The 13229-nt window shown below is 74.4% G+C and carries 9 protein-coding genes; 2 read left to right on the top strand and 7 right to left on the bottom strand.

Going from position 1 to position 13229, the window contains the following annotated elements:
- Positions 1–100: 100 nt before the first annotated feature.
- Positions 101–1138 carry an ATP-binding protein gene (locus CAE01nite_RS09410; protein WP_186816491.1) on the bottom strand — a complete coding sequence of 346 codons (1038 nt, stop codon included), beginning with the start codon at positions 1136–1138 and terminating at the stop codon, positions 101–103.
- 468 nt (positions 1139–1606) lie between these two features.
- Between CAE01nite_RS09410 and CAE01nite_RS09405 the strand changes: the two genes are divergently transcribed.
- On the top strand, positions 1607–3538 hold the full coding sequence (locus tag CAE01nite_RS09405; RefSeq protein WP_186816490.1) for a SpoIIE family protein phosphatase: 1932 nt from the start codon (positions 1607–1609) through the stop codon (positions 3536–3538).
- A gap of 13 nt (positions 3539–3551) precedes the next feature.
- On the opposite strand, the gene CAE01nite_RS09400 is transcribed toward CAE01nite_RS09405, so the two are convergent.
- The 4 genes from CAE01nite_RS09400 to CAE01nite_RS09385 form a co-directional block, all read right to left on the bottom strand.
- Entirely contained in the window at positions 3552–5861 is a 2310-nt protein-coding gene (locus tag CAE01nite_RS09400) for a diguanylate cyclase domain-containing protein (RefSeq protein ID WP_186816489.1), read from the bottom strand.
- Between the two features lie 142 nt (positions 5862–6003).
- On the bottom strand, positions 6004–6345 hold the full coding sequence (locus CAE01nite_RS09395; protein ID WP_307724987.1) for a helix-turn-helix transcriptional regulator: 342 nt from the start codon (positions 6343–6345) through the stop codon (positions 6004–6006).
- 126 nt (positions 6346–6471) lie between these two features.
- Positions 6472–7551 (bottom strand): TerC family protein, encoded by a 1080-nt coding sequence (locus tag CAE01nite_RS09390; protein WP_146903213.1) that lies wholly within the window; start codon positions 7549–7551, stop codon positions 6472–6474.
- 226 nt (positions 7552–7777) lie between these two features.
- Entirely contained in the window at positions 7778–9562 is a 1785-nt protein-coding gene (locus CAE01nite_RS09385; RefSeq protein ID WP_146903210.1) for a SpoIIE family protein phosphatase, read from the bottom strand.
- A gap of 164 nt (positions 9563–9726) precedes the next feature.
- Here CAE01nite_RS09385 and CAE01nite_RS09380 point away from each other — a divergent pair, with 164 nt between their 5' ends.
- Positions 9727–10137: a rhodanese-like domain-containing protein gene (locus CAE01nite_RS09380; RefSeq protein ID WP_222595870.1), complete on the top strand. Its 411-nt coding sequence runs from the start codon at positions 9727–9729 to the stop codon at positions 10135–10137.
- On the opposite strand, the gene selB is transcribed toward CAE01nite_RS09380, so the two are convergent.
- On the bottom strand, positions 10134–11882 hold the full coding sequence (selB, locus tag CAE01nite_RS09375) for a selenocysteine-specific translation elongation factor (protein WP_146903204.1): 1749 nt from the start codon (positions 11880–11882) through the stop codon (positions 10134–10136). The two genes, CAE01nite_RS09380 and selB, sit on opposite strands and share 4 nt — an antisense overlap.
- Positions 11882–13213, bottom strand: a complete 1332-nt coding sequence (gene selA, locus CAE01nite_RS09370; RefSeq protein ID WP_222595869.1) for an L-seryl-tRNA(Sec) selenium transferase — start codon at positions 13211–13213, stop codon at positions 11882–11884. Before selA ends, selB begins: the two co-directional genes overlap by 1 nt.
- Between the last annotated feature and the right edge of the window lie 16 nt (positions 13214–13229).

The following is a 13229-nucleotide window of genomic DNA, read 5'->3' as shown; positions in this document are numbered from 1 at the left end:
AGCCGAACCCGGGGTCGACCCCGGGGCGGAACCCGGTCGAACCCGGGGTCGGACCCGGGACGGACGGCGCCGGGTGCACCCGCGTGGGGCCTGCGACCGGTCAGGGTGCCGTGCTGCTCGACGTCCCGGTCCAGGGTGCGGGCGGAGCGCCCGCCAGCTGCGCCCTGACCTGGTCGCACGCCCAGGTCCGCACCGCCACGACGTCGGTGCGCCCCGGTCGCGTCAGCAGCTTGCCGGCCCGCGCGAGGTGCTCGGCGACGTCGAGGGCGTGCTGCAGCGCGGCGACGTCGGCGCCGGCGTCCGGGGGCAGCTGGAGCTCCAGGTCGAGAGAGGCCGGCCCGGAGGCCGGAGAACCCGCCTCCGGGCCGAGTGGCGTCGACGCCGGGACATCGGTCCCACGGGTCGACTCGATGGCCGCTACGGCGGCGTTCGAGACGAGGAAGCGGGCCCGGTCGGCAGCGACGAGGTCGACCGCGACGTCGTGGCGCGTCCGGTAGAACGCCAGCTCGCGGAGGATCGCGTCGTGGTGCTGGCGGGCGACCAACCACAGCGCCGACGGCAGGCCCAGGAGTCGGACGGTCGTCGTCGTCGTCGCCGTCGACCGGGCGGAGGGGACAGCCAGGCCGTCCAGGTCCCAGCTCGCGCTGTCCCAGTCGGCGCGCGGTGCGCCCTGCGGTCGCTGACCCACCGGCGTCCCGGTGGTGAACCAGAGCGTCTTCCCGCCGGGGCCGGCGTCGGCGACGCCGTACTCGTCGCTGACCATCGCGACCAGACCCAGCCCCCGGCCCGTGGTGGCGTCCACGTCGTAGTGGCGCTGGAGCGGCAGCGTCGGGTTGAAGTCGCGGACGGCCACGCGCACGCGGTCGGTGACCTCCACGGTGAGGTCCAGGTCGGTGTGGGCGTGCAGCAGCACGTTCGTGACGAGCTCGGTGCACGCCAGCTCCGCCTCAGGGACGCAGTCCGGCCGGCCCGCGTCGGTGAGCGTCTCGCGCACGAGCAGCCGGGCCGCCGCCGGAGCCCCGACGTCGCCGGTCAGGCGCACCGTCCGCCGGGTCGGGCCGAGCAGGTCCCGTCCGACCCCCTCGTCCGCGCGCTTCACCACGGTCGCGTCCTCGACGCGCGGCAGGGCAGCTGGCACACCCGAAAGACCTCCGACAGAGCACTGAGCCGCAGGGGCGGCACCGCGCTGTGCCGACGAGGCGCAGCGACGTCCGGCGTGCAGTCTGCCAGGACCTCGCAACCGGGCGCCGGTCTTCCAGGGCTGTCGCGGTCCCCTCGAGCCGTGCCCGGCCGGCGTGCACGGTGACCGGGGCCGGTGCCAGGAGCAGGAACGGCGTCGGCGCCTCGTCGACCACCCGCCTGGGGTCCGGCTGACGCACACGGCGCTGCAGGCTCCGTCCCGGTCCGACGAGATCCTCCTGACACCTGCGTGCACCAGCACGGCAGAGCCACCCACGCTGCCGACGACGCGCCGCTTCCGTCGTCCGTGGGCGGCTCGGAGTGGCGGGTCGGGGTGGCGGGTTTACGCTGCATACTGGTGGTGCTCGCGCAGCCGGACGCATCGCACCGAGACGAACGCGGGACGCCCTCTCGAACGGAGTCCTCGTTGCTCGACCCGGCCGTCTACCGCCGCGCTCTGACCACCTTGCCGTCACCCGTCCTCCTTCTCGGCGAGGACCTGACCATCGAGGACTCCAGCGAGAGCTACCTGGAACTGGTCGGGCGTGCCCGCGAGCAGCTGATCGGCCGGCACCTCTTCGACGCCTTCCCACCACCACGCGGCGGGCCCCACCCCCTCGACGCGTCCATCCGGACCGTGCTGGCCACCGGCCGCACGCACGGGATCCCGCTGCTTCCCTACGCCCTCGCGCCCGGGTCCGGGTCCGGGGAGGCGGTGCAGCGCTTCTGGTCCGTGGTCAACGCCCCGATCCACGACGACGAGGGCCGGCTCGTCGGGATCCTCACCGCGGTGGAGGACGTCTCGCAGACGGTGCACCACCAGGCCCGGAGCGAGCTGGCGCAGGCGATGGCGGAAGACCTGCGCCGACGGACCGAGACGCTCTCGCATGACGTGCAGCAGTACTCCTCCGCGCTGGGCGCGGCGCGGGCCGAGGAGGTCCGCAGCACCTTGCGGCTGGCCGCCCTGGCGGAGGTGGCCCTGCAGCTGGCGGCCGCTGAGTCGATGGAGGAGCTCACCGACGCCGTGATCGGGCAGGGGCTGGCGGTGTTCGGCGCCGACGGCGGCGCCGTGGCCGTGCCCACCGGCCCGGACACCCTTCGCCTGCACCTGACCGAGTCGCTGGGCGAGCCGGCACGTCGCGTGTACCAGGAGATCCCGCTCAGCGGCTCGCTGCCCGCGGCGGTGGCGATCCGCACCGCCCGGCCGGTCCTGCTCGGGAACCGGCAGGCAGGTGTCGCCTTCTCGGCGCAGATGGCGCAGGTGTACGAGACCGCCGGCAAGCAGGCGTGGGCGTCGTTCCCGCTGGCGGTCGGCGGGACCGTCCTGGGGTCGTTGACCGCCAGCTGGGACGCCGAGCAGGACTTCGCGACCGGCGACGTGGAGCTGCTGCGCGCGTTCGCGGCCCAGTGCGCCCTGGCGCTGCAGCGCCTGATGCACCGTCAGCAGGAGCGGGAGGCCACGCGCACCGCCACCCAGCTGGCGCACCTGCTGCAGATGACCCTGCTGACGCCGCCGATCCAGCCCGACCACCTGCAGATCGCGGTGCGGTACCAACCAGCCGTGCGCGGCGCGACGGTCGGTGGCGACTGGTACGACTGCTTCACCGTCCGTGACGGGAGCACCCTGCTCGCGCTCGGCGACGTCACCGGTCACGACCTGCAGGCCGTCGTCGACATGGCCCAGCTCCGCAACATCCTGCGCGGGGTCGCCCACGCCGCGATCCAGCCGCCGGCGGCCGTGCTGACGTCGCTGGACGACGCCATGCGCGACCTGGGCATCGCGACCTACGCGACCGCGATCGTGGCCAAGGTCGAGCAGACCGCGGCGGAAGCGGCTGCAGGGCTGCGGACGCTGCGCTGGTCCAGCGCCGGGCACCTGCCGCCCCTGCTCCTGCGCGCGGACGGTCGCGCCCACCTGCTCCAGCGCCCGAGCGACCCGCTCCTCGGTCTCGACACGGGTGTCGTCCGGAACGACCACACCGCCACCCTGCACCCCGGCGACACGGTCATCTTCTACACCGACGGGCTGATCGAGCGCCGCCACAGCCTCCTCACCGCCAGCCTGGAGCAGCTGCCCGGTGTCGTCTCCTCCATCGCCGCGCACAGTGCCGACCTCGACGACCTGTGCGACGCGATCCTCGGACGTCTGGGGGCCAGCACCGACGACGACATCGCCATCCTCGCCCTGCGCGCGCACCCCGAGGATGCGCCCCGGCCGCTTGAAGCCGGTCCCAACGTCGCCGCCGGTGACCTGAGCGACCGCCGGACGGCGCCCAGGCGGGCGACGACTTCCGCAGAGCGGCCCGGCACCGCGGCGGGTCACCACGCCCGGACGACAGGACCTGCCGTGCGAACGTGAGGGCCGGTTCCGGTCAGGTGGCTCTCTTGGCCTGGTACATCCGCGCGTCGGCGATGTCGATCAGGGCCGCCGCGTCCGTGCCGTCGTCGGGTGAGAAGGCGAAGCCGATCCCGGCGGTGAGCGTCAGGCTGCTCCCCGCGATCTCGACGGCCGGGTGGAGCGCGGCGTGCAGGTGCTCGACCACACGGCGCACCGAGTCGCTGCGGCCGGCGGGCAGGTCGGTCAGAACCAGGAGGAACTCGTCGCCGCTCAGGCGGGCGAGCATGTCGCCGGAACGGACGACCGAGCCCAGCCGGTGCGCCGCCTCGATGAGCGTCTGGTCCCCGACGGCGTGACCGAAGGCGTCGTTGATCTCCTTGAAGCGGTCGAGGTCGATGAAGACGACGGCGACGCCAGCTCCGGACCGTGCGCTGCGGCGCAGCTCCCGGTCCAGGGTCTCGAGCACGTTCGCCCTGTTGGGCAGCCCCGTCAACGGGTCGTGGTACGCGAGGTAGGTGGTGCGCTCCTCGCGGTCGACGCGGTCGCTGACGTCGACCTGGTTGCCGATGAAGTGGGTGACGTGGCCGTGCGCGTCGCTCACCGGGCTGATGGTGATCTCGTTCCAGAAGGTGGTGCCGTCGCGTCGGTAGTTCAGCAGGGTGACGTGGGCGTCGCGCCCGGCGATCAGGCGGCTCCCGATCACCCGGGTCAGGGTGGGGTCGGTTGCGGGTCCCTGCAGCAGGCGGCAGTTCCGGCCCAGGACCTCCTCCTGGGTGTAGCCGGTCATCTGCTCGAACGCGGCGTTGACGTAGACCAGCGGCATGTCGTGCGCCCGGGCGTCGGCGATGACGATGCCGTTGCTCGCCGTGGAGATCGCTCGTGTCAGCAGCGCAGGGAGCTCCGCCTTCGGCACGCCATGCAGCACCGTGGCACCGCCGGGTGCCTCGGTGCGGGCCTCCGCAGGCGAGTCGCCGCCGGGGTGGCGCCCTGCGTGCACCGGTGCCCCGGGAGCGGGGACAGGTCCCTGAGCCGTGCGCGGACCGGGCCTGCGGCTGGTCGGGGTGCGTGCCTGCACCTTGGCCATGAGCAGCGTGGCGGCTGCGACGACCTGGTCACGGTCGTAGGTCAGCACGTACTCCATGCGGCGCGGCTGCCCGCCCGGGTGCGCCCCAGCCGGCTGCGTCGCCGTCCCCGGGCCGACGACCGGATCGTCCTGGCCGGCGCCTGCCGACGCGCTCACATCCCGCGCGGCCAGGGCAGCGGCGAAGTGCGGGCTGACCACGGTGACGACCCACTCCTGAGCCAGCGGGTCGCTCTCGTGCAGGGCTGTGCCGAGGACGCCGGGCACGGGTTCGGGCCGCACCCCGGGAGCGAAGATCACCGTCAGCGCAGTGGTCATCCCCAACGACTCGTAGCGGCGGAGGGTGGAGGGGGTGACGAACCGGACGTGCTGGAAGCACGCGAGCACGACGGACATGTCGTCCAGGAGCATCGCCTGCCGCTCCACCTGCCGGGTCAGCGGCGCGAGCAGGGCGGGAGTGGTCGGCTGCGCCGGCACGCTGCGGCTGATCAGCTCGAAGGGGCTCACGGCCACGGGTGGCGGCTCCGGTGCGGGGGGCAGGCGCAGCGCGGAGCCGCGGTGCTGTGCCAGGGGACCGGGGTGGGCGAAGTGCCACCCCTGGCCGAGCGTCGCTCCCAGGCTCAGTGCACGCCTCAGGTGCTCGGCGGTCTCGATGCCCTCCGCCAGCACGAGCGCGCCCGAGCGTTGAGCCGCGGCGTTGACGGCGTTGACGATGGCCGCCACGTTCAGGGTCGGCCGTGCGCGGACCAGGGCCAGGTCCAGCTTGATCACGTCAGGGCGCAGGAACGGCATCAGCGCCAGCGCGGACGGCTCCGCCCCCACGTCGTCGACGGCGATCCGCCAGCCCAGCTCCCGCACCCGCTGCACCCCGGCGAGCAGCTGGGCAGGCTGGCTCAGCAGACCACGCTCGGTCACCTCGACGACGACCTGCACGCCCGGAGGCAGTCGCGCCGCCAGCTCGGCCACGGTCCTGCGGGAGAGCACCGCCAAGGTGGCCGGCTCAACGTTGACGAACAACGTCGCGTCGGCGCCCAACGCGGAGGCCGAGCCGATGACGCACCGCAGGCACGCCTCGTCGAGGCGCAGCACCGCTGCGGGCCCCTCCCGACCGGCCTCGGCGAACAGCTCGGCGGGCGAGACGCTCGTCGAACCGCGCGCACCCCGGATCAGGCCCTCCGCCGCCACCACGCGCCCGCTGCGCAGGTCCACGATCGGCTGGTACAGCGCCCGCAGGTCCGGCGCCGCCGGAGGTCGACTGGTCACCGGGTCACCCTGCCCCATGCGCTGTGGTCCCGCGACGGGCGGACGGCGGCCGCTCCCTCACGCCCCTGACGGCGGGCGGCGAGGACGGACACCACGGCGGCGACGACCGGGATCACCAGCCATGCCGGGGATCCCTCCCCGGTCAGTCCCGATCGGGGCAGCGGTGCGCGTCGGTGCCGGTCGCCGGCCCGGCGCCGGTGTCGCCGGGCCGGCCCGTGAAGATCGCCAGCAGCTCGTCGACGTCGTGCGCGGCCGTGGTGGGATGGCGGAACGGACGGTGCGGATGGACGGTGTACCGGTTGCGCCGGCCGATCCGCTGCCGTTCGAGGTAGCCGGCGTGCTCGAGGTCCTCGAGGATCATCAGCGCCGCCCGCTCGCTGATGCCGACGACACCAGCCAGGTCGTGCACCCGCACGTCCGGGTCCCGCGCCACGGCCAGCAGCAGATGGGCGTGGTTGGTCAGGAACGTCCAGTGCGCGCTCACGGCGGCCACCTCCCCATGGGCCGGTCGTCGGACGGGAGGCAGCATGGCAGATGTCCCCGCTTCCGCACCGCCGGTGCGGCGGCCCCGGCCGGTGCCATGGTGGCACCGACCGGAGCCGCGTCGGTGTCAGCCGATCGGACGCGACACCGGGTCGGGCTCGGCACCCTCCTGCGCGCCCGGACGGTCGTCGGACGGCCCGCGACGGCGCCGCCACAGCGGCTCGAGCGCGGCGAGCTCCGCCTCGGTGGCGGTGCGGAACGGCGGCTCGGTGACGGGCGCGAGGGCGCGGCGCCCCTGCCCGCGGGTCGCCCGGAGGCTCGCCACGACGGAGACCGTGAGGATGGTCGTGATGACCGCCAACGACACCGTCGTGGGCACGTAGAGCACGTCGACCTTGAGCAGCATCTTGATCCCGACCCAGACCAGCACCAGGGCCAGACCCAGCTTGAGGTACACGAAGCGGTGCATGAGGTCGGCCAGCAGGAAGTACATCGCCCGCAGGCCCAGGATCGCGAACGCGTTGGCGGTGAAGACCAGGAAGGCCTCGTCCGTCACCGCGAAGATGGCCGGGATGGAGTCGACCGCGAACACGACGTCGGTGACCTCCACCAGCACCAGCACGGCCAGCAGCGGGGTGGCGAGCACGATCCCGCCCTTGCGGACGACCAGACGCTGGCCGTGGTACGCGTCGGTCATCGGGACCCAGCGACGGAACAGCCGCAGCGCGCGGGACGAGGTCGGGTCGACGTGCTCGTCGCGGTGACGGACCATCCGCACACCGGTGTAGACGAGGAACGCGGCGAACAGGTACAGCACCCACGAGAAGGTGGCGATCAGCACGGACCCGGCCGCGATGAAGCCGCCGCGCAGCACCAGCGCCCCGAGCACGCCCAGGAACAGCACCCGGTGCTGGTACTCACGCGGCACCGCGAAGTACGTGAAGACGATCGCCCAGACGAACACGTTGTCCACGGCGAGCGACTTCTCGATGAGGTAGCCGGCGAAGTACTGCTGGCCCAGCTCGGCGCCGTACCGCCACCACACCAGCGCGCCGAACGCCACGCCCGTGGCGACCCACACCGCCGACCACGCGGCGGCCTCGCGGACGGCGATGACGTGCGCCCTGCGGTGGGCGAGCAGGTCGATCGCGAGCATGACCACGATGACGGCGAGGACCGCCGCCCACCCCCAGAACGGGACGTGCATGAGAGCACCACCTCCGGTCGAGTCACTGACCGGAGGTCTTGCCGACCCGTCACCGGGCCGCTCCGCCGGGTCACCGTCCTGAGGTGCCGTACTGACGACAGGAGCGTCGGGGCTACTCCCCTCCGAGGCAAACAGTGAAGCGCACTGCACCCTTTGCGTCAACATCGGCGGGCGACCGGTCAGGCCACGGGCGCACCGCGCCGCTCGCCCCGTCGCGTGCCAGCGGCTACGGGTCGAGCCGGACGGCCAGGAGCACGATGTCGTCCTCGGTGGGATGCGGCATCGACAGGACGGCGTCGCAGAACGCCTCCAGCGGCAGGTCCGCGAGGTCGCCGACGCGGTCCAGGAGGCCGGAGATGCTCGCGTCGATGCCCTGGTTGCGTCGCTCCACGAGCCCGTCGGTGTAGATCAGGACGGTGGACCCCGGCTGGAGGTCGACGTGGTGGTCGCCCCTGGGGGCCTCGGGCCGGACGCCGAGCATGAGCTCCGGGTCGCTGCTGAGCAGCTCCACGTGCCCGTCGGGGCCGACGAGGACGGGAGGCGGGTGGCCGGCGTTGGACCACATGAGACGCCGGTGCCCGGCGGGCAGCCCGGGACCGGCCGGTCCCACCTGCGCGAGCACGGCGGTGGCGAGGACGCCGTCCTGCAGGTCCCGCACGGCGCGGTCCAGCCACGACAGGACCACGGCGGGGGGTTCCGTGACGGCGTACGCGATCCCTCGCAGGACGTTGCGGACCTGTGCCATGGACGCTGCCGCCTCCCGGTCGTGGCCGCTGACGTCCCCGACGACGAGGTGGACCGTCCCGTCGGGCGTGACGAACGCGTCGTACCAATCGCCGCCCACCTCGGCGTCGCGCGCGGCAGGGGAGTACCGCACGGCGATCTGCAGGCCCGGCGGCTGCGGGGGTGCACTGAGCAGCGAGCGCTGGAGCGACTCGGACATCCGCGCGACGGCGGACGCGGCCGCCCGCTCGGCGTCCAGCGCCTGCAGGCGGTCCAGCGCCTGCGCGCACTGAGCCGCGAAGGTGTTCAGGACGTCGAGCTCGTCACTGCTGGGCTCGTGCTCGTCCAGCCATGCCACGGCAAGGCTGCCCAGGCACTCCTCGCGGACCTGCAGGGGGAGCGCGACCCAGCCCCGGCGGCCGGTGACCCGGTAGACCTCCTCCATCACCGGGTCGAAGGCCAGCCCGTCGGCGACGGTCGGCAGGATCAGCCGCTGCCCCGTGCGGGCGGTCCACGCCGCCGGGTTGGCGCTGTCGTAGGGGAACCAGGCGTAGTCGATCTGGGTCCGGGTGCCGAGCGTGCTGCTGATCGTCGCCCGCCAGCTGCCGTCCTCGGCGCGGGACAGGATCGCCCCGCCGTCGGCGCCCAGCACGACCAGGCCCTCACCCACGACGATCCGTTCCAGGTCGGCGACGTCCCGCGCGCCGGTCAGCCGGAGCGCGATCTGCCCCAGCCGCGCGAGGCGGGTCGCGGCCATGTCCTTGGCGTCCAGCGCGGCGGCGATCTGCTGCATCCGGGCGTACAGGTCCGCCTCGACCAGCTCGGCACGCTCGCGCCACTGCCTTCCCTGCTCGAGCTCGGCGTGGTGGGTGTCCCTCTGCTGGACGTAGTCGGTGACGTCCTCGATCCGCTGCACGACCAGTGACGAGCGCCCGTCGACGTCCGGGAGCGGAGCGGCGACCAGCGACCAGTAGCGAGCGGCGGTGCCGCCGGTCTCCGGCTCGACCACGTCGTACTGGAACAGCGGCAGCACCTGCGGCCGTCCGGTGTCGTGAGCCGCCTGGAAGGACCGCTGGAGCGGGTGGACGCCGTCCTCGTCGAGGGCATCGGGGGCGGGCGGGAAGACCTCGAAGACGTCGCGACCGATCAGGTCCTCGCGGCTCCGGCCCAGCAGGTCCAGATAGGCCGTGCTCACGTCGACGACCCGCCAGTCCGTCGTCATCAGCAGCAGCGCAGCCGGCAGCCCCGCGAAGACGGCCTGGTAGTCGGGGGCGTCGTCCCGGTTCACGCTGACCGGTGGCCTGGCGCAGCGCACCCGTCGAGATCAGTCATGGTCGCGATCTTGGCATCTAGGCCCCGTGACGTGCGCAGAACGCGACCGGCTCCGTTCCCCCGGAGGGCGCCGTGTCCGATTCGAGCCCACGTCGCGTGCGCTCAGGGGATGCTGGGCACGTGCCGGGATCTCGGGGAAAGGCGACCGCCTCCATCGACCGCCTGCTGGCGCAGGCGCGGGCGGGGCTCGACCGCGTCGACGTGGGCGAGCTCGCCGCGGAGATCGACGCGGGGGCGCTGGTGGTGGACACGCGCCCCGCCGAGCAGAGGCTGAGAGACGGCGCGCTGCCCGGTGCCGTGGTGGTCGACCGCAACGTGCTGGAGTGGAGACTCGACCCGACGAGCCCCCACCGGCTGCCCGACGCCGACGACCCTCACCGTCGCATCATCGTCGTCTGCAACGAGGGCTACAGCTCGAGCCTGGCTGCGGCCACCTTGCGCCGGCTCGGTTGCGTCCGTGCGACGGACCTGGTCGGGGGGTTCCAGGCCTGGCTGCGCGCCGGTGGCCGCCCGGGGTCGGCCGCGACCTAGAGCACGACCCGCCGGTCGTCGGGGAGCCGTCGGGTGAGCCGCGCACGGTCGAGGTGCTCCAGGAGGGGGAGGACGACCCGGCGGCTGGTCCCCAGCCGCGACCGCGCCTCGCTGGTCGTGAACGGCTGGGGCAGGTCGGTCAGCGCGTCCACCGCGCGCCTGTCGGCGTCGGGCATCAGCACGATGCCCGGTGCGAGCCGCAGCAGCCGGCCCGCCTTCGCCGCTGCGGCGACCCGAGCCGCGTCGAGCCCGAGGTCGCGGAGCCGGTCGGCGGTGGGCGCCTGGAACGGGTTACCGGCCAGGTCGTCGGCCAGCGTCGCGAGGGCCCGCTCGAGCTCCGCGGGGAGGACGTCGACCGCCGCGGCCATCACGCGACCGCCCACCACCCGGAGGGGCTCGCGCACCACGGCGGCGACGAGGTCGGGGGACGGCAGCCCGACCCGGTCGGCCAGCACCGTCAGGGGCAGCCCCCGCTCCAGCGGGTGCGCGCGGTCGTGCTCGGCCAGGGTCTGCAGGACCTGGCCGGCGGCGAGCTCCGCCCGGCCGGCACTCATCACCCAGCGTCCGGCCCTGACGACGGGACCGGGGGCCGCGAGGTCGGGGACCCCGACCTGGCGCAGGGTGTCGACGTCCACCACCTGGCGTCGGTCCACCTCGGAGACGAGGTCCGGCTCGCCGCTGACGGCGCGCAGTGCGCGGGCCCGGTCGAGCGCCGCGCCCCGCCGGCGTAGCGGCGGCGGCAGCGGGTCCAGGACCTGCACGCCCCACACCTGCCGGCTGCCCGGGTCCCGCACGAGTGCCCGGTCCCCCACGCGCAGCGGCAGCGGCTGCGGCAGGGTGAGGCGCACCAGGTCGTCGGCCAGCGGCCGGCACCGCACCGTGAGCGACATGGCGCCGACGTGCAGCATCGGCTGCAGCGGCAGGCGGTCCACCTCGCCGACGAGGCGGACGTCGATCACCTCGGTCCAGCGGTGCGCGCCGGGTGTGGTCAGGCAGCCGGTCCGATCGAGGTCCGTCACGTCACCCGAGACGTTGAGCGCGACCCGGGCCAGCCCGGACACCGACTCCACCGTCCGCCCGAGCGTCTGGACGCCCCGCACCCGGACCGTCCCCGTCCCGGTGCCGAGGCGGTCACCGACCGCGACGGTCCCGGCCGGGAGCGTGCCGGTCACGACCGTCCCCGCCCCGCTGATCGTGAAGCGGCGGTCGACCCACAGCCTCACGTCGGCGTGGGGATCGGGGACCGGCACGTGGGTGACCAGCTCGACCAGCCTGGCCCGCAGGACGGGGAGCCCGCTGCCCGTGCGGCTGCTCACCGGCACGACGGGGGAGCCCTGCAGCGAGGTGCCGTCGAGCTGCGCCGCGACCCGGGCCTCGGCCGGGGCAGGGTCGGCGAGGTCGCTGCGCGTGACCGCCACGACGGCGTGCTGCACCTGCAGGGCGTCGAGGGCTGCCAGGTGCTCGGCGGCCTGGGGCATCCAGAGGTCGTCGGCGGCGACCACGAACAGCACGGCCGGTACCGGTCCCACCCCGGCCAACATGGTGGTGATGAACCGCTCGTGGCCGGGCACGTCGACGAAGGCGACGTCGCCGGCGCCGGGCAGGGAGGTCCAGGCGTAGCCCAGCCGGATCGACAGACCGCGCCGGCGCTCCTCCTCCAGGCGGTCGGGATCGGTGCCGGTCAGCGCCCGGACCAGGGCGGACTTGCCGTGGTCCACATGTCCGGCCGTGGCGACGACGTGCACTAGGCCGGGTCCGGGAGGTCGCGGTGGGACGCGACCCGCAGCACGGCGTCCACCAGGAGCGCGTCGTCCTCGGCGGGGACGGCGATCAGGTCCAGCAGCAGCCGGCCGCGCTCGACCCGGCCCATCACCGGCTGGTCCGGGTCGAGCCGCAGCGGGCCTGCCAGGTGGGCGGGCAGGGAGACGGCCGCGCTGGGCAGCGCGACCTCGGGAGCACCCCCGCCGCCCACCGCGGCGCGGGACGGCACGGCCGCCGCGTCGACGGTGGGTGACAGCCGCGCGGCGACCGCCTCCGCCCGCTCCAGGAGGACGGCAGGGCTGGTGGAGAGCGCGGTGACGACCGGCGCCGGTGGTCCGGTGAGGGTGGCCTCGAGAGCGGCGAGCGTCAGCTTGTCCACCCGGAGCGCCCGCGCGAACGGGTGCCGCCGCAACGCCTCGACGAGGTCGGCACGCCCCAGCATCAGCCCGCACTGCGGGCCGCCGAGGAGCTTGTCCCCCGAGGCGGTCACGAGGTCGGCGCCCGCGCGCAGGGCCGACGCGGCGCTCGGCTCGTCCGGGAGCCGGGGGTGCGGCGTGAGCAGCCCCGAGCCGATGTCGGCGACCACGGGCACCGGCAGCGAGGCGAGCTCGGAGATCGCGACGGACGAGGTGAAGCCGGAGACGACGAAGTTCGACGGGTGGACCTTGAGCACGAACGCGGTCCGCTCGCCGACGGCGGCGGCGTAGTCGGCCAGACGGACGCGGTTCGTCGTCCCGACCTCGCGCAGCCGGGCACCCAGGGACTCCAGCAGCTCCGGGATGCGGAAGCCGTCACCGATCTCCACAAGCTCCCCGCGCGCGACGACGATCTCCCGGCCGGACGCGAGGGCGCAGGTGACCAGGGCGAGGGCCGCGGCGCCGTTGTTGACGACGTGCACCGCACCGGCGTCGGGCACCGCCGCGGCGAGCGCCGCCATCGCCGAGCGCCCGCGCCGTGCCCGCCGACCGGTCGCCAGGTCGAGCTCGACGTCGGTCGTGCCGGCCACCACGCCCAGCGCCTCGACGGCTGCCGCCGAGAGCGGCGCCCGCCCGAGGTTGGTGTGCACGACGACCCCGGTGGCGTTGACGACGCGGCGCAGGGCCGTCGCGTGCCGCGGGAGGTCCGCCACCGCCTGCGGCACGACGTCCCCCGGGGCGATCTCGCCGGCCCGGCAGCGGTCGAGCGTCGTCGCCACGACGCGCTTGACCGCAGCGGTGCCCAGGCGCCGCGCCGCCTCCTGCAGCCGCGGGTCGGCCAGCACGGCGTCGGCGCGGGGCGTGGCACGGCGCGGGTCCGTCACGTGCGGGTCCGTCACGTGCCACCTCCGGCCG

The organism is Cellulomonas aerilata, assembly GCF_007991755.1.
GTDB classification, from domain to species: domain Bacteria; phylum Actinomycetota; class Actinomycetes; order Actinomycetales; family Cellulomonadaceae; genus Pengzhenrongella; species Pengzhenrongella aerilata.
Note: the sequence above shows the minus strand (reverse complement) of the source record. Positions and strands in the feature narration are given on the sequence as shown.

Excerpts from the sequence above, each read along its gene's own strand:
- CAE01nite_RS09390 (WP_146903213.1), bottom strand. The coding sequence starts at position 7,551 with ATGCACGTCCCGTTCTGGGGGTGGGCGGCGGTCCTCGCCGTCATCGTG.